Source organism: Streptomyces sp. Root431 (assembly GCF_001426585.1).
Taxonomy (GTDB): domain Bacteria; phylum Actinomycetota; class Actinomycetes; order Streptomycetales; family Streptomycetaceae; genus Streptomyces; species Streptomyces stackebrandtii.
The window spans coordinates 299,358-318,918 of the sequence record NZ_LMEI01000007.1; the positions used below are offsets into that span (position 1 = coordinate 299,358).

Genomic DNA, 19,561 nt, shown 5'->3' on the forward strand with positions numbered 1-19,561 from the left:
CGAAAGTCCCGCCCGCCTGGCGACGCCTGGCACGCACGCTCTAGGAGAGCCGCGCGAGCGTGCCCTCCATGAGACGGACCACCGACGTGTCGGCGACGTCCGCCACCTCCCCGTACGCGAACCAGCGCAGGTCCAGCGACTCCTCGCTGATCTCCGCCACCGCACCGGCCGGCGCCAGCGCCGCGTACTGCACGTCCAGGTGCCAGTGGCACGGCGCCGGGATCGGATGCCGGTCGAGCCGCACGGGACCGCCCGGCAGCAGGGTGAGCCCCGCGATGCCCGACTCCTCCGTCGCCTCGCGCAGCGCGGCCGCCTCGACCGTCGCGTCCCCGTCCTCGCAGTGGCCGCCCATCTGCAGCCACATGCCCAGCTTCTTGTGGAGCGTCAGCAGGACCCGCTCCCGCGCCGGATCGATCACCAGCGCGCTGCTGGTCAGGTGACCGGCCCCGCACGGCTTGTACATGCCGTCCGGGTGGGCCGCGAGGTGCTCCAGATAGACGTCACGCAGCTCCGGCTGGCCCTCGTACCCCTTCAGCACGAGGACCGCGTCGTCGAAGAGACTCACGCCTGGTCGTCCCCGTCCTCCGCGTCGCCCTTCCCGCCGTCGCCCTTCGCCGCCTCGCCGAGCATCTTGTCGAGCTCGGAGAAGTCGAGGTGCTCGCGGTGCACGAAGCCGTCCGGGTCGTCCAGGTCGGTCGCCGTCGGCAGCATGTCCGGGTGCTCCCACAGACCGTCCCGGCCGTCGACCCCGCGCGCGTCCGTGAGCGAGGCCCACAGGCGCGCCGCGTCCCGCAGCCGCCGCGGACGCAGCTCGAGACCGATCAGCGTCGCGAAGGTCTGCTCGGCGGGACCGCCCGAGGCCCGGCGCCGGCGCAGCGTCTCGCGCAGCGCGTCCGCCGAGGTCAGCCGGGACTTGGCGGCCTCGTGGACCACCGCGTCCACCCAGCCCTCGACCAGCGCGAGCGCCGTCTCCAGACGGGCCAGGGCCGCCTTCTGCTCCGGCGTGTCCTCCGGCTGGAACATGCCCTGCTGGAGGGCCTCCTGCAGCTGCTCCGGATGCGTCGGGTCGAGCTGGCCCACCGCCTCCTCCAGCTTCGAGGTGTCGACCTTGATCCCGCGCGCGTACCCCTCGACCGCACCGAACAGATGCGCCCGCAGCCACGGCACGTGTGCGAAGAGCCGCTGGTGGGCGGCCTCGCGCAGGGCCAGGTAGAGCCGCACCTCGTCCGAGGGCACGCCCAGGTCCTTGCCGAAGGCCTCGACGTTCAGCGGGAGCAGCGCCGCGCGCCCCGCCGGGCCGAGCGGCAGACCGACGTCCGTCGAGCCGACGACCTCACCGGCGAGCGCGCCCACGGCCTGCCCGATCTGCTGGCCGAACATGGCGCCGCCCATGGAGCGCATCATGCCGATCAGCGGGCCGGCCATGGCCTGCATCTCCTCCGGCAGGACATCGCCCATCGCCGCGCCGACCCGCTCGGCGACCGGGTCCACGAGCTGCTGCCACGCCGGCAGCGTCGCCTCGACCCACTCCGCGCGGCTCCACGCCACCGCCGTGCTCGCGCCCGAGGGCAGCGAGGTCACGCCGTCCAGCCACAGGTCGGCCAGGCGCACGGCCTCCTCGACCGCGGACTTCTCCGCGGGGCCCACGCTGGCGTCCTTGGTGCCGTCGGCGGTCCCCTGGGCCACCACCTGGCGGGCGATCTGCTTGGCCATGTCCCAGTTCACGGGACCGCCCTCGTAGCTCAGCATCTGCCCGAGCTGCTGGAAGGCCGCACCCAGATCGTTGGGGTTCAGCGAGCCGAACATCGCCGCGAAGGGATTGTCCGCGCCGCCAGGACCGCCCATGCCGGGCAGCCCGCCGAAACCGAACGGGTTCGCCCCGAACGGGTTGCCGGAGCCCTGGCCACCTCCGGCGGGGTCCTTCTTCTTGCCCTCGTCGCCGTTGTCCGGCTCCTCCGGCGGAAGGCCGAATCCGAATGGGGTGTCACTCACAGGTTTCCTCGGCTCTTAGGGCCGCCGGCCTCCTGCCGACGGCGACTGCCCGACCAGGGCCCGATGGGCGGGCCCCGCACACCACCTGACATCCGGGCCGGAAATGGGCTCGGTGCTCCGCCGGGTCGTGCCCTGCGGCAGGATGGACGCCACCTGGTCCGTACGCGTCATGCGTGTACGTACTGAAGACAACCGCTGGAGACGCCCGGTGAGTTCCCCAGATCCTCAGGTTCGCGGAGCGCGAAACCCCTCAACCCGGTCCGCCGCGCGCGGCCCCGTCGTCGCGGTCACCGGCGCCGCTTCCGGCGTGGGTGAGCTGCTGACCAGGCGCCTTGCCGCCTCCGACGAGATCAAGCAGGTCATCGCGATCGACGAGCGCCGCGGCGAGGTCGCCGAGGCGCGGTGGCACATCCTCGACGTGCGCGATCCGGCCATCGCGGAGAAGCTGCGCGGCGCGGACGTCGTCGTGCACCTCGCCGTCGATCTCGACCTGGAGACCGACCCCGCCGCCCGAACGGCCTACAACGTGCGCGGCACGCAGACCGTCCTGACCGCCGCCGCGGCCGCCGGCGTGCACCGCGTGGTGCTCTGCACCTCCGCGATGGTCTACGGCGCCCTGCCCGACAACGACATCCCCCTCTCCGAGGACGCCGAGCTCAGGGCGACCGCGGAGGCCACCGGCGTCGGCGACATGCTGGAGATCGAGCGCCTCGGCCGCCGGGCCCCCCGCGCGCACCCCGGCCTCAACGTCACCGTCGTCCGCCCGGCCGTCCTCGTCGGCGGTACGGACACGGCGCTGACCCGCTACTTCGAGTCGCCCCGGCTGCTCGTCGTCGCCGGCTCCCGGCCCACCTGGCAGTTCTGCCACGTCGACGACCTGGTGAGCGCGCTGGAGTACGCGGCCCTGGAGAAGGTCGACGGCGAGTTCGCCGTGGGCTGCGAGGGCTGGCTGGAGCAGGAGGAGGTCGAGGAGCTCTCCGGAATCCGGCGCATGGAGCTCCCCTCCGCCGTCGCCCTCGGCGCGGCGGCCCGCCTCCATCGGATCGGGCTCACCCCGTCCCCGGCGGGCGACCTCGCGTACACCATGCACCCCTGGGTGGTCAGCGTCGGACGGCTGCACGACGCCGGCTGGCGGCCGAAGTGGACGAACGAGGAGGTCCTCGCCTCGCTCCTGGAGGAGGTCGAGGGCCGCCACACGGTCGCCGGCCGCCGGCTGGGCCGCAAGGACGCGACGGCGGCCGGCGCGGCCGGTGCGACGGTGGCGCTGCTCGGCACGGCGGCGCTCGTCCGGCAGATGCGGAAGCGCCGCGGGATCTGACCCGCGCCGGGAGCGGGCCGCCCGGACGGGCGGCCTGTAGAACCCTCCTACGGAGGGTTCCGACGACCGGTCGAAACCGCTATTCCGGGATGTCGGGGATGTGCGGCACCATGGGCGCATGGCACGCACCCACGACCACCCGGGCGAGCAGGCCGCCGCCGACCCGATCAAGCTCCTCGCGATCCGGGAGACCCCGCTCTCCGTGGACGAGGTCTTCCGGGCCGTCGGCGACGACGCCTCCGGCGGCACGACGCTCTTCGTCGGCACCGTGCGCAACCACGACGGAGGCGCGGACGTCGACGGGCTCGGCTACTCCTGCCACCCCTCCGCCGAGGCGGAGCTGCGCCGCGTCGCCGAGAAGGTCGTCGCCAACTATCCGGTCCGCGCGCTGGCCGCCGTCCACCGCGTCGGCGACCTCCGGATCGGTGACATCGCGGTCGTCGTCGCCGTCTCCTGCCCCCACCGCGGCGAGGCCTTCGAGGCCTGCCGCAAGCTGATCGACGACCTCAAGCACGAGGTCCCGATCTGGAAGCACCAGACCTTCTCGGACGGCACGGAGGAGTGGGTCGGGGCCTGCTGAAGGCCTTGCCGGAAGCGGCTCGGACGCGGTTCGGCCCTGCTTCCGGAAGGCTTCGGGTCTACGTCGGGTCCGCGTCGGGTCCGCGTCGGGCCCGCAAGGCGGCGCGCCGACAGCGCGTAGCCGAACGCCCGATTTGCGTAACCGGTCCCCAGGCGCGAGCGTTGATGCCACAGATGAATAATCTGCTGATCAACTCACTGGGGATGGGAGGCCGGGATGGCAGCGCTGGCCTGGTTGCTGATTCCGCTTTTCGCAGTCGTCGGCGCGGCGATATGGGGAAGCTGGGCTTCGAGGAACAAGACGATAGGTGACGTGGCCGAGCTCGCGGGCTACGCACGCTTCCGGGACGCGATGGAGCGTTCCCACATCACGACCGACGGCTCCGTCGTCCAGGAGCGCGAGCCGGCCACGACGGTCACCCCCGTCTCCACGTCGCCGTCCGGCTGACGCGGCGCCCCGCCGGCCGCCCCGTACGGCCCGCCCCAGGGGTGCACCCACAGACGAGTCCCGTACTGTCGTTCCATGCCACGCCGCACCGCGACGATGCTCGCCTCCACCCTGGTGTTGATCTGTCTGCTCATCGCAGGCGTCCTGATCCCGGTGCCGTACGCGGAGATGAGTCCCGGCCCCACGGTCAACACGCTGGGAGAGGCCAGGGGAGAGCCCGTCCTCTCGATCTCCGGACGCAAGACCTACCCGACCGACGGTCACCTCAACATGACGACGGTCCGCGTCACCAGCGCGGACTACAAGATGAACGCCGTCGAGGCGGTCTACGGCTGGCTCGCCCACGACAACGTGGTGGTGCCGCACGACACGCTCTACCCGGACGGCAAGACCGAGGAAGAGTCGAGCCAGGAGAACGCCGAGGAGTTCAGCCAGTCCCAGGAGAGCGCCAAGGTGGCGGCCCTCGGGGAGCTGGGTATCCCGGTGACCAGCCGCGTCGTCGTCGCCACCGTCGTCAAGGACTCCCCGGCGGAGGGCAAGCTGCACGCCGGTGACGTCATCAAGGCCGTCGACGGCGTGGCCGTCACCGAGCCGGGCGATGTCGCCGAGCAGGTCACGAAGCGCAAGCCCGGCCAGGACGTCGCCTTCACGATCGTCCCCGCCAAGGAGGCGGCCGAGGCCGAGAAGGCGGGCAAGGAGCCGACCGTCACCCGGAAGGTGGTCATCAAGACCGCGACCTCCGAGGAGGGCGACCGGGCCATCGTCGGCATCCAGGCCGGGACCGACCACGTCTTCCCGTTCACCATCGACATCAACCTCGCCGACGTCGGCGGCCCCAGCGCCGGCCTGATGTTCGCCCTCGGCATCGTCGACAAGCTCACCCCGGAGAACCTCACCGGCGGCAAGTTCATCGCCGGCACGGGCACGATCGACGACAAGGGCAAGGTCGGCCCGATCGGCGGCATCGACATGAAGCTGGTCGGCGCGCGCAACGCGGGCGCGGAGTACTTCCTCACCCCCGCCGACAACTGCGCGTCCGCCGCCTCCGACACGCCCGCCGGCCTGACCCTGATCAAGGTCGACACCATCGACGACGCCACGAAGTCGCTGGAGAAGCTCCGCAAGGGCGACACCACGAACCTGCCGAGCTGCTCGAAGAGCTGACCGGCCCGGAAAGGACCCGGATACGGCCCGGGTACGACCCGGATACGGACCCGGATACGGACGAGGGGCGCCCGGTCAGCAGACCGGGCGCCCCCTCTTCGTACCGTCGCCGGGGACCGGCGCGGCTCCGGCGTGACTACGACTCGAAGGTCGCCGCCAGCGCCTCTGCGAGGCCCGGCACCAGGTCGGGGCCGGTCAGGACCTCGGTCGTCGAGTCCTTCTCGCGCAGCCGGATCGCCGCCTCGCGGGCGCCGCCGCGCAGCACCGCCACGGTCATCCGGACCTCCTGGCGGTCCGGGTGCGCGGCGACCCACTTGGCGAGCTGCTTCTCGCTCAGCCCCTGCGGGACCTGGGACTCCGCCGACGGGGGCAGCATCAGCCGCTCCACGGTCAGGGCGCAGCCGGCGACGGAGGCGGGCCAGGCGATCGTGCCGAGGAAGTCGTCGAGCGGCTTCCCGCGCGGCAGCTTGTCCTGCTCGATGGGGGTGAAGGCGGTGGCGTCGTCGCCCAGGCCGAGCTGGGAGGCGAGGGCGGGCTCCTTGGCGCGGAGCCGTGCGGTGTCGACGAGGGCGAACAGACGGGCCGGCTGGTCCCAGCCGAGACCCGACGCGTACTCGTCGATCTCGAGTACCGCGCGGGTGAGGGGGCTCGCGGCCATCGCCGGGCCTGAGGGGGAAACGTTGGACATGACCAATATCCTGCCTCCTCTTCCCCCGAAGACGGGAACTAGGTAAAGCCTCAGTAAGTTGCATCAGTGGGCTCTACGATCGCGGGGCCTGCTTTCAGACGCATCAACATCGAGGGGCGCACGTTGGCTTTCCAGATGCCGGACCGCGGCGGTAGCCCGTCCGGGCCGAGGATGAGAGTCGGCCGGCCGTCCCGGCGGGCCCGCACCCTGCTCATGACACTCGGGGTGCTGGCCGTCCTGGCCATGGCGTTCGTGATGTTCGCCGGGTTCTGGACGGACTGGCTCTGGTACCGCTCGGTCGAGTACTCGTCCGTGTTCACCACCACCCTGTGGACCAAGATCGGCCTCTTCGCCGTCTTCGGTCTCCTCATGGGGCTCGCCGTCGGCCTCAACATCTGGCTGGCGTACCGGCTGCGTCCGCCGCTGAGCGCGATGTCGCTGGAGCAGCAGAGCCTCGACCGGTACCGGATGGGGGTCGCCCCCTTCAAGAAGTGGGTGCTGCTCGCGGTCACGGTCCTGGTGGGCCTGATCGCCGGAGCCTCCGCCTCGGGCCAGTGGCGCACCTGGCTCATGTGGGTCAACGGCGTGAAGTTCGGCCAGAAGGACCCGCAGTTCGGGCTCGACGTGTCGTTCTACGCCTTCGACCTGCCCTGGTACCGCTTCCTCCTCGCCTTCGGCTTCGCCGCCGCCGTCCTGTCGCTGATCGCCGCCGCGCTCACGCACTACCTGTACGGCGGACTGCGGATCACCAGCCCGGGCGCCCGCGCGACCGCCGCCGCGACCGGGCACCTCTCGGTGCTGCTCGGCGTCTTCGTCTCGCTCAAGGCCGTGGCGTACTGGCTCGACCGGTACGGCCTGGCGGTGAAGTCCAGCGACTTCAAGGCCACCGGCAACTGGACGGGTCTGCGGTACGTCGACGCCAACGCGTACCTGCCGGCGAAGACCATCCTGTTCTGCATTGCCGCGATCTGCGCCGTGCTGTTCTTCGCGACGCTCTGGCGCCGCACCTGGCAGCTGCCGGTGATCGGCTTCGGCCTGATGGTGCTCTCCGCGATCCTGATCGGCGGCCTGTACCCGGCGATCGTGCAGAAGTTCCAGGTCCAGCCGAACGAGCAGGCCAAGGAAGCGCCGTACATCCAGAAGAACATCGACGCGACCCGCAAGGCGTACGCGATCGACTCGACGAAGCCCGAGAACTACTCGGGCAAGTCGACGGTCAAGGCCAAGGACCAGCTCCGTGCGGACGCCGACTCGGCGGCCAGCTACCGCGTCCTCGACCCGAACATCGTCTCGCCGACGTTCCAGCAGCTGGAGCAGAAGCGGAAGTACTACCAGTTCCCGACGACCCTGGACGTGGACCGCTACCAGGGCAAGGACACCGTGGTCGGTCTCCGGGAGCTCAACATCAAGGGCATCCCGAAGCGGAACTGGATCAACGACCACTTCACGTACACCCACGGCTACGGCGCGATCATGGCCGCGGGCACGACGACCGACGCCAACGGCTCCCCGGTCTTCACCGAGTCCGGCCTGCCGACGACCGGTGACCTCGGCACGTACCAGCAGCGGATCTACTACGGCGAGAAGACCGACCAGTACTCGATCGTGGGCGGCCCGCAGAAGGAGCTGGACTACGAGGAGAACGGCGAGAAGACCACCAGCTACAAGGAGAAGAGCGGCGTCAGCCTCTCCGGCGCGTTCAACCGCGCCGCCTACGCGGTGGCCTTCAGCGAGCCGCAGATCCTCTACTCGGGGGCCATCGGCGACGGCTCGCGGATCCTCTACAACCGCACGCCCAAGGAGCGCGTCGAGGCCGTCGCGCCCTGGCTGACCATCGACGGCGACGCCTACCCGGCGGTCGTCGACGGTCGGATCCAGTGGATCGTCGACGCCTACACGACGACCAACGGCTACCCCTACGCCTCGCGCACCACGCTCGGCGACACCACGGCCGACTCCCTGACCGTCGGCAACCAGCAGCGCGCCGTCGTTGCCCAGCAGAACCAGGTCAACTACATCCGCAACTCGGTGAAGGCCACCGTCGACGCCTACGACGGCACGGTGAACCTCTACGAGTGGGACACGCAGGACCCGGTCCTCAAGACCTGGATGAAGGCCTTCCCGGACACGGTGAAGCCGAAGTCCGAGATCAAGGGCGACCTGATGGCGCACCTGCGCTACCCGCAGGACATGTTCAAGGTCCAGCGCGAGCTGCTGACCCGCTATCACGTCACCGACCCCGCGCAGTTCTACAGCGGCTCGGACGCCTGGCAGGTGCCGGACGACCCGACCAACAAGGACGGCAACGCGGTCCCGCCGTACTACCTGAGCATGAAGATGCCCGGGGACACGGCGCAGCGCTTCTCGCTGACGACGACGTTCACGCCGAACGGCCGGCCCAACCTGGGCGGCTTCATGGCGGTCGACGCCGACGCCACCAGCAAGGAGTACGGCCGGCTGAGACTGCTGCGGGTCACCGAGGACGTGCCGGGCCCGGCCCAGGTGCAGAGCAAGCTCAACGGTCTGCCGGACGTCGCCCAGTTCGTCCGGGACATGAAGGGCGCCGACTCCGACATCCAGTACGGCAACCTGCTGACCGTGCCGCTCGACGGCGGGTTCCTGTACGTGGAGCCGGTGTACGCCCAGGGGCGGAACGCGCTCTACCCGCTCCTGAAGAAGGTCGCCGTGTCCTATGTGGACGCGGACCAGCCGGACGGTGACACGACCAAGGACACCACCGTGTTCGAGGACAACCTCACCAACGCGCTGAACGCGGTCTTCGGGGTGGACGCACCGACGAAGCCCACGACCCCGCCGCCGGGCACCACGCCTCCGCCGCCGACGTCGAACGACGCCGCGCTGAAGGCGGCCATCGCCGACGCCCAGAAGGCGTACGACGAGGGTGAGGCGGCGCTGCAGAAGGGCGACTGGACGGCGTACGGCAAGGCGCAGGAGGACCTCCAGGAGGCTCTCCAGCGCGCGGCGGACGCCGGAGCGAAGCTCAAGAGCACGGGATCAGGCGGCTGACCTGAGGTTTTCCCTCCCCGCGTCGTGATACTGTGGTTTCACCGACGCGGGGTGGAGCAGCTCGGTAGCTCGCTGGGCTCATAACCCAGAGGTCGCAGGTTCAAATCCTGTCCCCGCTACTCAGAACGAGGGCCCGGATCCATAAGGATCCGGGCCCTCGTCGTGTGTCGAGATGACGGGGGGCACCGAAGAGCGGTACGGAGGGGGCGAGTTGGTGTGAGGCGTGTTTGACTTGTCTCTCTGTGGGCATGTCGACAAAACGCTGAGTGACCTCACTGGCTGCGGTATACCAGGTGTGCTCGGGTTGCGGGTGGTGCGACGATGGTATTTATGGGGGACAGGGCAACTCTGTTGGAGACAGGGCGGTTTGTGCAGCGGCACGCCAGAAACGCCGCAGACGAGATCATCGAGGCAGTAGAGGCCGTCGATGCGGCCGTCGACACCACCGCCGAGACCGATGCCGACACCGAGACCGAGACGGACACCGAGAGCGAGGCGCGGCACCGGCGCGCGGCCGAGCGCGGAGACCTCGCCTCGATGAGCGCGCTCGGCGCGCTGCTGCTGCGCCGCGGTGACCTCGACGGCGCCGAGCCCTTCCTGCGCGGCGCCACCGCCGAGGGGGACCGTGCCGCCGCCAACAACCTGGGCGTCCTGCTGCACCAGCGGGGGTACGCCGACGAGGCCGCCGGCTGGTGGCGGGTCGCCGCCGTCGCCGGCTCCGCGCCCGCCGCACACGCCCTCGGCCGCCACCACCGCGAGCGCGGGGACGAGCCGGCCGCCGAGTACTGGCTGCGCCAGGCCGCCGAGCAGGGCCACGCCCTGGGCGCCTACGCCCTCGCCGACCTCCTGGAGCACCGCAGCGACGTCGGCGCCGAGCGCTGGCTGCGCGCCGCCGCCGAGCAGGGCCACCGTGAGGCCGCGTACCGCCTCGCGCTCGCCCTGGAGCGCCGCGCGACCGAGCCGGGCCGCGGACCGCACGAGACCGGCCGGGGGCCCCACGACAGCGGCCGTGGACCGCACGACACCGGCTCCCGGCTCCGGGTGCCCGGTGGCGTCGTGGGAGCCGTCACGGCCCCTCCGGCGGGTGCGGGACCCGGCGGCATCACGGACTCCGCCCCGCCGAAGGGCGAGCTCACCGAGGCCGAGCAGTGGTTCCGGCAGGCCGCCGCCCGCGGGCACCGGCGTGCCGCGCTGCACCTCGGCGCGATCCTGGAGAAGCGCGGCGACCTCAAGGAGGCCGGCCGCTGGTACCTGAGCTCCGCCAAGGAGGGCGAGGCCAAGGCCGCCTGCGCCCTCGGCTTCCTCCTCCGCGACGCGGGCGACCAGGAGAGCGCCGCCGTGTGGTGGCTGCGCGCCGCCCAGGACGGCGACGGGAACGCCGCCAACGCCCTCGGAGCGCTGCACGCGGCCCGGGGCGAGCAGCAGACCGCCGAGCGCTGGTACCGGGCCGCCATGGACGCGGGCGACGTCAACGGCGCGTACAACCTCGGGCTGCTCTGCGCCGCCCAGGACCGGATCCCGCAGGCCGAGCAGTGGTACCGCCGCGCCGCCTACGCGGGCCACCGCGAGGCCGCCAACGCGCTCGCCGTGCTGCTCCTCCAGGCCGGCGACGCGAACGGCGCCGAGCCGTGGTTCTCCAAGGCCGCCGAGGCCGGCAGCGTCGACGCCGCCTTCAACCTGGGCATCCTCCACGCGGGCCGCGACGACGACCGTACGGCCCTGGTCTGGTACGAGCGGGCCGCCGCCGCCGGGCACACCGAGGCCGCCCTCCAGGTCGGCATCGCCGCCCTGCGCGACGGCGACGAGCGGACCGCCGAGCGGCACCTGCGGTGCGCGGCCGGCGGTGGCAGCGCCGAGGCCGCCTTCCGGCTGGCCACGGTCCTCGACGCGCGCCGCCCCGAGCCCGGCCCCGCCGTGCTCGGCGCGCCCCGGGACGAGAAGACCGAGTGCGAGGAGTGGTACGAGCGCGCCGCCCAGCAGGGGCACCGGCGTGCCCAGGTGCGGGTCGGGATGCTCGCGGCCGGCCGGGGCGACCTCGCCGAGGCCGACCGCTGGTACCGCGAGGCGGCGGAGGCGGGCAGCCGCAACGGCGCCTTCAACCTCGGGCTGCTCCTCGCCCGCGAGGGCAGCGAGCGCGAGGCCGCCCTCTGGTGGACCCGTGCCGCGCGGGCGGGCCACGGCCGCGCCGCGCTCCGGCTCGCGCTGCTCGCGGCGCGCCGGGGCGAGCTCACCGAGGGGCGGCACTGGTGCGCCCGCGCGGTGGAGCTGGGCCCGGCGGAGGTGGCCGAGCGCGCGGCCCGGCTGAGCGAGGCGCTGCACCAGGAGCTGACCGCGTAACCCCTGGTGGGAAAGGATTTGCGCTGGTCGGGGGAGGTCCCGTAGAGTCGGGTTTACCGACGCGGGGTGGAGCAGCTCGGTAGCTCGCTGGGCTCATAACCCAGAGGTCGCAGGTTCAAATCCTGTCCCCGCTACTCAGTAGCAACGAAGGCCCGGATCCGATTTCGATCGGATCCGGGCCTTCGTCGTGTTCCCGTACGGGAGAGTGCACGACGAGAAGAGCCCCCGCCGGAGCGGGGGCTCTTCTCGTGGCTGTGTGTGGCGCGTCAGGCCGTCGTGGCGCAGCTCGGGCAGATGCCGCGGTACGTGACCTCGACGTTCGAGATGGTGAAGCCGAAGCGCTCGGTGTCCGGCAGGTCCGCCATGGGGTCGCCCGCCGGGTGGACGTCGCGGATGGCGCCGCAGCGGCCGCAGACCAGGTGCTGGTGCGGGCGGTGGGCGTTGGGGTCGTACCGCTTGGCGCGGCCGTCCGTCGCGACTTCCATGACCTCGCCGAGGGTGACCATCTCGCCCAGCGTGTTGTACACGGTCGCGCGAGAGATCTCGGGCAGCCTCGACACGGCACGGGCGTGGACCTCGTCGGCGGTCAGGTGCACGTGATCACCGTCGAGGACCTCGGCCACGACACGCCGCTGCGCGGTCATCCGCCAGCCGCGTCCGCGCAGTCGTTCCAACAGGTCACTCATGGGCGCCAGCCTAACAGTCGAGGGAACCGGGTCCCGAACGGGTGTGACTTTGGAAGCCCACTTGACTTAGACATTGTCTATCGTAGGATCGAGACCGGCATTGGCCAAGACCCCGGACAAGGGGTCGGGCCGAGGGACAGGACTCGCAGGACATGACGCAGGAGGCGCACGTGACGCAGGGACCGCTCACCACGGAGGCCGGCGCGCCGGTCGCCGACAACCAGAACAGCGAGACGGCGGGCGTCGGCGGACCGGTCCTCGTACAGGACCAGCTCCTCCTGGAGAAGCTCGCCCACTTCAACCGTGAGCGCATCCCGGAGCGCGTGGTCCACGCGCGCGGTGCGGGCGCCTACGGCACCTTCACGCTCACCCGTGACGTCTCGCAGTGGACGCGCGCCGCCTTCCTCTCCGAGGTCGGCAAGGAGACCGAGACGTTCCTGCGCTTCTCCACCGTCGCGGGCAACCTCGGCGCGGCCGACGCGGTCCGCGACCCGCGCGGCTGGGCGCTGAAGTTCTACACCGAAGAGGGCAACTACGACCTCGTCGGCAACAACACCCCGGTGTTCTTCATCAAGGACGCCATCAAGTTCCCCGACTTCATCCACACCCAGAAGCGCGACCCGTACACGGGCTCGCAGGAGGCGGACAACGTCTGGGACTTCTGGGGCCTCTCCCCGGAGTCGACCCACCAGGTGACCTGGCTCTTCGGCGACCGCGGCATCCCCGCCTCGTACCGCCACATGAACGGCTACGGCTCGCACACGTTCCAGTGGAACAACGAGGCCGGCGAGGTCTTCTGGGTCAAGTACCACTTCAAGACCGACCAGGGCATCAAGAACCTCACCCAGGCCGAGGCCAACCGCCTCGCCGGCGAGGACCCGGACTCGCACCAGCGCGACCTGCGCGAGTCCATCGAGCGCGGCGACTTCCCGACCTGGACCGTGCAGGTCCAGATCATGCCCGCGGCCGAGGCGGCCGAGTACCGCTTCAACCCGTTCGACCTCACCAAGGTGTGGCCGCACGAGGACTACCCGCCGATCGAGATCGGCAAGCTGGAGCTCAACCGCAACCCGGAGAACGTCTTCGCCGAGGTCGAGCAGTCGATCTTCAGCCCGGCGCACTTCGTGCCCGGCATCGGCCCGTCCCCGGACAAGATGCTCCAGGGCCGCCTCTTCGCCTACGGCGACGCCCACCGCTACCGCGTCGGCATCAACGCCGACCACCTGCCGGTGAACCGCCCGCACGCCACCGAGGCGCGCACCAACTCCCGTGACGGCCACCTGTACGACGGCCGCCACAAGGGCGCGAAGAACTACGAGCCGAACAGCTTCGGCGGCCCGCACCAGACGGACCGGCCGCTGTGGCAGCCGCTCCCCGTCACCGGTCTCACCGGTGACCACGCCGCCCCCTCGCACTCCGAGGACAGCGACTTCGTCCAGGCGGGCGACCTCTACCGCCTGATGTCCGAGGACGAGAAGGGCCGTCTCGTCGAGAACCTGGCGGGCTTCATCGCCAAGGTCTCGCGCGACGACATCGCCGAGCGGGCGATCGCCAACTTCCGCCAGGCGGACGGTGACTTCGGCAAGCGGCTCGAGGCCGCGGTCCAGGCCCTGCGCGGCTGAGGGCGCTTGTCGTAGACAGGGACCGGGCCGGACTCCTCACGGAGTCCGGCCCGGACTCTTTTCATCGGCCGGCGACGCTGTGCACCGGGATCCAGCAGCGGATGATGTCCCGTACGGAGACGATGCCGACGGGTCCCCGGTCGTCGAGGACGACGAGGTGGCGGAAGCCGCCGTGCGTCATCGCCTCGGCCGCCTCCGCCAGGGTCCAGGCGGGCGCGGCGAAGACGACGTCGTGGGTGGTGTGGGAGCCCGCGGTCTCGATGTCGGGGTCCTGGTCCCGGGCGAGCGAGTTGAGGATGTCGCGCTCGGTGAGGATGCCGAGTCCACCGGCGTCGGAGTCGAGGACGACGGCCGCGCCGACGCGGCGCGCCGACATCAGCCGGGCCGCTTGCCGGAGGGTGTGGGCGGGGCCGATGGTGAGGACCACCGTGCTCATGGCGTCACGGACGAGCATGGACGGAGCCACCTCCTTGGTGAAACCTTCAAGAAGAAGGAATTCACAAGTTCACAAGTGGGGGGACTCTCAGAGTGGCACCGGGGGAGGGGCCCGACAAGGGGGCGCGCGAGGCGCCCCCGGGGAGTGACGACGGCGCTCAGGGCGCCGCGCCGGTCAAGCTCAGCGCCCGGTCCAGCCTCCGCGCCCGTCAAGCTTCCGCAGCCGGCCCTCAGGCTCCGCGCCCGTCAAGCTTCCGCGGCCGACCCTCAGGCCTCCGCGTTCTCCTGGTTCAGGTAGCTCAGCAGCTCGCCGTGGAGCAGGCCGTTGGACGCCGCCGCGTTGCCGCTGTGCGGTCCGTGCCGGCCGTCCAGACCCGTGTACGTGCCGCCGGCCTCCTGGACGACGACCGCCACCGCCGCCATGTCCCACAGGGACAGCTCCGGCTCGGCGCAGATGTCCACGGAACCCTCGGCGACCATCATGTACGGCCAGAAGTCGCCGTACGCGCGGGTCCGCCAGCACGCGCGCGTGAGGTCGAGGAAGCCGTCGAGCCGCCCCTGCTCCTCCCAGCCGCTCAGCGAGGAGTACGCGAAGGAGGCGTCCTCCAGAGAAGCCACCTTCGACACCCCGAGCCGGGTCGCCGAGGCCAGGCTGCGGCCCGTGTACGCGCCCAGGCCCTTCGCCGCCCACCAGCGGCGGCCGAGCGCCGGGGCCGACACCACGCCCACCACCGGCTGGAAGCCGGTCTCCCCGGCCTCCATCAGCGCGATCAGGGTCGCCCAGACGGGCACCCCGCGCACGTAGTTCTTGGTGCCGTCGATCGGGTCGATCACCCAGCGGCGCGGGCCCGAGCCCTCCACGCCGTACTCCTCGCCCAGGATCGCGTCACGCGGCCTGGCGCGCTGGAGCTGGCCGCGGATCAGTTCCTCCGCGGCCTTGTCGGCCTCGCTCACCGGGGTCATGTCCGGCTTCGTCTCGACCTTCAGGTCGAGCGCCTGGAATCGGTCCATGGTGGCCGCGTCGGCGGCATCCGCGAGGACGTGGGCGAGACGCAGATCATCGTGGTAATCGGCCATGGTCGGCACTCTATCCCCGCGTGATCCCCGCGCGGAGACCCGTCCACGGGGGCCCGCGGCGGCGCCCCCTTGACACTGCGCGGAGCCCTGCCGACGCTGAGCACGGAAACGTTTCGGTCGGTCCGGGAGGCGAGGATGCCGACTGCCCGCGAGACCCTGCTCGACGCCGCGCTCGCCGCGCTCACCGACCGGTCCTGGTCCGCGATACGGATGGCCGACCTCGCGGCCGCCGCCCGGGTGTCGCGGCAGACCCTCTACAACGAGTTCGGCAGCAAGGAGGGGCTCGCCCGCGCCCTCGTGCGCCGGGAGGCCGACACCTATCTCCAGGGCGTCCGGACGCTGCTCGCCGCCCCCGCCCCGCCCGAGCGGAACCTCGTCGCCGTCGCCGAGTGGACCGTCGCCCGCGCCGCCGCCCGACCCGTCCTGCGGGCCCTGCTCACCGGCGCCTGGAACGAGAGACTGCCCGCGCCCCGGCCCCTCAGACCGGGCGCCCGCCCCGCCCCCGTACCCGCTCAGCGGCGCGCCGACGAAGGGCCGCCCGCGCCGGGCGAGCTGGTCGCGGCGACCGCGGCCTGCGCGGGCGAGCGGTGGGCGGCCGGCTGCGAGCTCGCCGTCCGGCTGGCCCTCAGCCACGTGGTCGCGCCCACGGTCCCGACCGCGGAACCGGGAGCTCAGTGCGAGGAGCCGGAGAGCTGGAGTCCGATGACCCCCATGATCACCAGACTGATCGAGACGATCTTGAGGGTGGAGACGACGTCACCGAGGAAGACCATGCCGTAGATCGCGGTCCCGGCCGCGCCGATCCCCGTCCACACCGCGTACGCCGGACCGACGTCCAGCTTCCGCAGCGCGAGGGTGAGCAGACCGAAGCTGCCCAGGGCGAAGGCCGCGAAGGCGATCGTCGGCCAGAGCCGGGTGAACCCGTGCGAGAGCTTCAGGCAGACCGCGAAACCGGTCTCCAGGACACCGGCCACCACCACCAGCAGCCACGCCATCGTCAGTGCCTCCCACGCCGTCGGTGACTGCTTCGTCGCACTTGGTGCGATTATGCACTTACCGGTGGCGATGGGCCCTAAACGCCGACGGGTCAGTCACCCTCGCGTCGCTCGCGGGTCGCGAGCAGCCGCCGCAGCGAGTAGAGCCGCGCGGGGTCCGCGTGTCCCTCCGCCACGAACGCGTCGAGCGCGCAGTCCTGCTCGTCGTGGCTGCACGCGCGCGGGCAGTTCTCCGTGCCCGGTACGAGATCGGGGAAGGCGAGGATCACCCGGGACGGGTCGACGTGGTGCAGTCCGAAGGAGCGCACGCCGGGCGTGTCGATGACCCAGCCGCCCTCCTTGTCGTTGAGCGGCAGGGCGAGCGCCGAGGTCGTCGTGTGCCGGCCGCGGCCCGTGACCGCGTTGACCACGCCCGTCGTCCGCCGCCGGTCCGCCGGGACCAGGGCGTTGACCAGCGTCGTCTTGCCGACGCCGGAGTGACCGACGAAGGCGGTGGTGCGGCCCTTGAGGTGCTCGTGGACCCGCTCGGCGGCGACCCCGTCCACGAACTCGTCGCGGGTGGTCACCACGTACGGCACGCCGAGCGCCCCGTACATGTCGAGGAGTTCGTCCGCCGGCGCCAGGTCCGACTTGGTCAGGACGAGGAGCGGCGTGAGCCCGCCGTCGTACGCGGCGACCAGACAGCGGTCGATCAGCCGGGGACGTGGCTCGGGGTCGGCGAGCGCGGTGACGATCGCCAGCTGGTCGGCGTTGGCGACGACCACCCGCTCGTACGGGTCGTCGTCGTCCGCCGTGCGCCGGAGCACCGAGCTGCGTTCGCCGATCCGGACGATCCGGGCCAGCGTGTCCTTCTCGCCGGAGAGGTCGCCGACGATGAGGACCCGGTCGCCGACCACGGCGGCCTTGCGGCCCAGCTCGCGCGCCTTCATCGCCATCACGATCCGGTCGTCGACCAGACAGGTCAGCCGGCCCCGGTCGACGGTGAGGACCATGCCCTCGACGGCGTCCTCGTGCTTCGGGCGGATGGACGTACGGGGACGGGTGCCCTTGCGGTTGGGCCGCTGGCGGATGTCGTCCTCGTCGGTGTTCTTGCCGTAACGCCGCATGACTCAGACCCCGAGCATTTCGGTCCACATCCCGGGGAAGTCGGGCAAGGTCTTCGCCGTCGTGGCCACGTCCTCGATCTCCACGCCCTCGACCGCGAGGCCGATGATCGCGCCCGCCGTCGCCATGCGGTGGTCGTGGTACGTGTGGAAGACGCCGCCGTGCAGCGGACGCGGGCGGATGTGCAGACCGTCCTCGGTCTCCGTCACATCGCCGCCCAGCTCGTTGATCTCCTTGGTGAGGGCCGCCAGGCGGTCCGTCTCGTGCAGCCGCAGATGGGCGACCCCGCGCAGCGTGGAGGGGGAGTCGGCGAGGGCCGCGACCGCCGCGATGCCGGGGGTCAGTTCCCCGACCTCGCCGAGGTCCACGTCGATGCCGTGGATCCGGCCCGTACCGGTGAAGGTCAGACCCGCCTCGGTCAGCTCGCAGGAGCCACCCATCTCGGTGAAGATCCGGCGCAGCTCGTCACCCGGCTGGGTGGTCCGCTCGGGCCAGTCCGGCACGGTCACCCGGCCGCCGGTCACCAGCGCCGCCGCCAGGAACGGCTGCGCGTTCGACAGGTCCGGCTCGACGACCAGGTCCCGGCCGCGCAGCGCGGAGGGCGCCACCCGCCAGACGTTCGGCTCGCCGCCGTGCTCCGGCTCGTCGACCTGGGCGCCGACCGCGCGCAGCATGTCGACCGTCATCCGGATGTGCGGCAGCGAGGGCAGCTTCGCGCCGACGTGCCGGACCTCGACGCCCTGGTTGAAGCGGGGCGCGGAGAGCAGCAGGGCGCTGACGAACTGGGAGGACGAGGAGGCGTCGATCTCGACCGTGCCGCCGTCCAGGCCCCCGCCGCCGTGCACGGTCATGGGCAGCGCGCCCCGGCCGTCGTCGTCGATCCGGGCGCCGAGCGCGCGCAGCGCGTCGATCACCCCGTGCAGCGGACGCTCGTGGGAGCGGGGGTCGCCGTCGAAGCGGACGGAGCCGTCGGCGAGCGCCGCGACCGGGGGCAGGAAGCGCATGACCGTGCCCGCGTTGCCGACGTCGACCGTGGCGGGGCCGCGCAGCGGGGACGGGATGATCCGCCAGGCCTCGCCGGTGCCGTCCGGGCCCACGCCCTCCTCGATCTTCACGCCGAGCGTACGCAGCGCCTCGGCCATCAGGAGGGTGTCGCGGGAGCGCAGCGGGCGGCGCAGCCAGCCGGGCTCGGAGGCGAGCGCGGCGAGGACCAGACCGCGGTTGGTGACCGACTTCGATCCGGGCACGGTGACGGTCGCGTCGACGGCGCCGCGGGCATACGGGGCGGGCCAGAGGTCGGTGGACGGGTCGGGGCGCACGGAAGCTGCTGCGGTCATGGAATCACTGTACGGGGGTGTCAGAAGCCCAGGAGCCAGCGCCCGCCGCCGATCAGGGAGCAGATCGAGACCGCGTGGAAGAAGAGGAGCCACACCCCCGGGTGCACGTGGGTGAGGCGCGCGAGCTGGTCCGCGTCCGAGTCGGGGGCGCCGCCGTGGCGCCGCTTCGCCTGGAGCTCGAAGGCCGGGCGGACACCGCCGAGGAGCAGGAACCACACCGCCGCGTAGGCGAAGAGCGACTGGACCTCGGGGCCGGTCAGCCAGGAGACGAGGAGGAACGTCGCACCCGTGAGGAGGACGGTGAGGATCCCGTACGCGTTCCGGACCATCACCAGCATCGCGAGCAGCAGGCCGGTCGCGAGCCAGAGCAGCAGGGTGACCAGGCCCGCGCCGAGCAGGGCGGCGCCGCCGAGGCCGAGCAGCGGGGCGGCGGTGTATCCGGCGGCCAGGGTGAGGACCACGCCTATGCCGGTCGGGCGGCCCCGGGTCACGGTCAGCCCGCTGGTGTCCGAGTGCAGCCGGATCGCCTCCAGGCGGCGGCCGGTCGCGAGGGCGACGATCCCGTGCCCGCCCTCGTGGGCGATGGTGATCGCGTTGCGGGCCAGGAGCCAGACGCGGCGGGGCACGGTGACGGCGAGGGCGGCGACCGCGGTGGCGATCACCAGCCATTCGGCCGGGGCGGCCTTCGGGCTGAAGAGGTCCATTGTCCGGGCCGCTCCTCGGGTGGTCGGGGATCGTGGCAGTGTGGCACG

General features: G+C 71.8%; 18 protein-coding genes and 2 tRNA genes. 10 read left to right on the forward strand and 10 right to left on the reverse strand.

The features are described from left to right. Window positions 1-40 precede the first annotated feature (40 nt). Window positions 41-565, reverse strand: a complete 525-nt coding sequence (locus tag ASC82_RS08615) for an NUDIX hydrolase (protein WP_056643890.1) — start codon at window positions 563-565, stop codon at window positions 41-43. Next, window positions 562-1,992 carry a zinc-dependent metalloprotease gene (locus tag ASC82_RS08620; RefSeq protein WP_056643893.1) on the reverse strand — a complete coding sequence of 477 codons (1,431 nt, stop codon included), beginning with the start codon at window positions 1,990-1,992 and terminating at the stop codon, window positions 562-564. Before ASC82_RS08620 ends, ASC82_RS08615 begins: the two co-directional genes overlap by 4 nt. Before the next feature lie 208 nt (window positions 1,993-2,200). On the opposite strand from ASC82_RS08620, the gene ASC82_RS08625 reads away from it, so the two are divergent. The 4 genes from ASC82_RS08625 to ASC82_RS08640 all read left to right on the forward strand — a co-directional run bounded on the left by ASC82_RS08625 (window position 2,201) and on the right by ASC82_RS08640 (window position 5,501). Further along, complete coding sequence (locus ASC82_RS08625) at window positions 2,201-3,310, forward strand: SDR family oxidoreductase (protein WP_056643896.1); 1,110 nt, start codon at window positions 2,201-2,203, stop codon at window positions 3,308-3,310. A 118-nt stretch (window positions 3,311-3,428) separates the two neighbouring features. Continuing rightward, the gene (locus ASC82_RS08630) at window positions 3,429-3,890 is read left to right on the forward strand and encodes a molybdenum cofactor biosynthesis protein MoaE (protein WP_024759046.1); all 462 of its coding nucleotides are present in this window, start codon (window positions 3,429-3,431) and stop codon (window positions 3,888-3,890) included. A 312-nt stretch (window positions 3,891-4,202) separates the two neighbouring features. Continuing rightward, entirely contained in the window at window positions 4,203-4,337 is a 135-nt protein-coding gene (locus ASC82_RS31355; protein WP_277914781.1) for a hypothetical protein, read from the forward strand. Window positions 4,338-4,412: 75 nt separating this feature from the next. Continuing rightward, window positions 4,413-5,501, forward strand: a complete 1,089-nt coding sequence (locus tag ASC82_RS08640; RefSeq protein WP_056643900.1) for a PDZ domain-containing protein — start codon at window positions 4,413-4,415, stop codon at window positions 5,499-5,501. Between the two features lie 136 nt (window positions 5,502-5,637). Here the strand turns inward: ASC82_RS08640 and ASC82_RS08645 are convergent, their stop codons facing one another. Then, window positions 5,638-6,189 (reverse strand): PPA1309 family protein, encoded by a 552-nt coding sequence (locus ASC82_RS08645; protein ID WP_056643902.1) that lies wholly within the window; start codon window positions 6,187-6,189, stop codon window positions 5,638-5,640. 135 nt (window positions 6,190-6,324) lie between these two features. Between ASC82_RS08645 and ASC82_RS08650 the strand changes: the two genes are divergently transcribed. From ASC82_RS08650 to ASC82_RS08665, 4 genes are all read left to right on the forward strand, one after another. Continuing rightward, window positions 6,325-9,216: a UPF0182 family protein gene (locus ASC82_RS08650; protein WP_079039160.1), complete on the forward strand. Its 2,892-nt coding sequence runs from the start codon at window positions 6,325-6,327 to the stop codon at window positions 9,214-9,216. A 45-nt stretch (window positions 9,217-9,261) separates the two neighbouring features. Beyond that, window positions 9,262-9,335: transfer RNA gene (locus tag ASC82_RS08655), tRNA-Met, on the forward strand. Window positions 9,336-9,537: 202 nt separating this feature from the next. Next, window positions 9,538-11,553 (forward strand): SEL1-like repeat protein, encoded by a 2,016-nt coding sequence (locus tag ASC82_RS08660; protein ID WP_056643905.1) that lies wholly within the window; start codon window positions 9,538-9,540, stop codon window positions 11,551-11,553. 60 nt (window positions 11,554-11,613) lie between these two features. Then, window positions 11,614-11,687 (forward strand) — tRNA-Met (locus tag ASC82_RS08665). 132 nt (window positions 11,688-11,819) lie between these two features. On the opposite strand, the gene ASC82_RS08670 is transcribed toward ASC82_RS08665, so the two are convergent. Then, entirely contained in the window at window positions 11,820-12,239 is a 420-nt protein-coding gene (locus tag ASC82_RS08670) for a Fur family transcriptional regulator (protein ID WP_056643907.1), read from the reverse strand. A 152-nt stretch (window positions 12,240-12,391) separates the two neighbouring features. Here ASC82_RS08670 and ASC82_RS08675 point away from each other — a divergent pair, with 152 nt between their 5' ends. Continuing rightward, complete coding sequence (locus ASC82_RS08675) at window positions 12,392-13,861, forward strand: catalase (protein WP_056643909.1); 1,470 nt, start codon at window positions 12,392-12,394, stop codon at window positions 13,859-13,861. A gap of 61 nt (window positions 13,862-13,922) precedes the next feature. Here ASC82_RS08675 and ASC82_RS08680 read toward each other — a convergent pair whose 3' ends face one another. Both ASC82_RS08680 and hisN read right to left on the reverse strand, forming a co-directional pair. Further along, window positions 13,923-14,315, reverse strand: a complete 393-nt coding sequence (locus ASC82_RS08680) for a CBS domain-containing protein (protein ID WP_056643911.1) — start codon at window positions 14,313-14,315, stop codon at window positions 13,923-13,925. A gap of 248 nt (window positions 14,316-14,563) precedes the next feature. After that, window positions 14,564-15,373 carry a histidinol-phosphatase gene (gene hisN, locus ASC82_RS08685; RefSeq protein ID WP_056643913.1) on the reverse strand — a complete coding sequence of 270 codons (810 nt, stop codon included), beginning with the start codon at window positions 15,371-15,373 and terminating at the stop codon, window positions 14,564-14,566. Between the two features lie 135 nt (window positions 15,374-15,508). Here hisN and ASC82_RS08690 point away from each other — a divergent pair, with 135 nt between their 5' ends. Then, on the forward strand, window positions 15,509-16,153 hold the full coding sequence (locus ASC82_RS08690) for a TetR/AcrR family transcriptional regulator (protein WP_056643914.1): 645 nt from the start codon (window positions 15,509-15,511) through the stop codon (window positions 16,151-16,153). Here the strand turns inward: ASC82_RS08690 and ASC82_RS29385 are convergent. The 4 genes from ASC82_RS29385 to ASC82_RS08705 all read right to left on the reverse strand — a co-directional run bounded on the left by ASC82_RS29385 (window position 16,045) and on the right by ASC82_RS08705 (window position 19,513). Then, window positions 16,045-16,368 (reverse strand): multidrug efflux SMR transporter, encoded by a 324-nt coding sequence (locus ASC82_RS29385; protein WP_078627169.1) that lies wholly within the window; start codon window positions 16,366-16,368, stop codon window positions 16,045-16,047. The genes ASC82_RS08690 and ASC82_RS29385 overlap by 109 nt on opposite strands. Before the next feature lie 92 nt (window positions 16,369-16,460). Next, window positions 16,461-17,474 carry a ribosome small subunit-dependent GTPase A gene (rsgA, locus tag ASC82_RS08695; RefSeq protein ID WP_056643916.1) on the reverse strand — a complete coding sequence of 338 codons (1,014 nt, stop codon included), beginning with the start codon at window positions 17,472-17,474 and terminating at the stop codon, window positions 16,461-16,463. 3 nt (window positions 17,475-17,477) lie between these two features. After that, on the reverse strand, window positions 17,478-18,809 hold the full coding sequence (gene aroA, locus ASC82_RS08700; protein ID WP_024759456.1) for a 3-phosphoshikimate 1-carboxyvinyltransferase: 1,332 nt from the start codon (window positions 18,807-18,809) through the stop codon (window positions 17,478-17,480). Between the two features lie 20 nt (window positions 18,810-18,829). Next, window positions 18,830-19,513 carry a M50 family metallopeptidase gene (locus ASC82_RS08705; RefSeq protein WP_056643918.1) on the reverse strand — a complete coding sequence of 228 codons (684 nt, stop codon included), beginning with the start codon at window positions 19,511-19,513 and terminating at the stop codon, window positions 18,830-18,832. Between the last annotated feature and the right edge of the window lie 48 nt (window positions 19,514-19,561).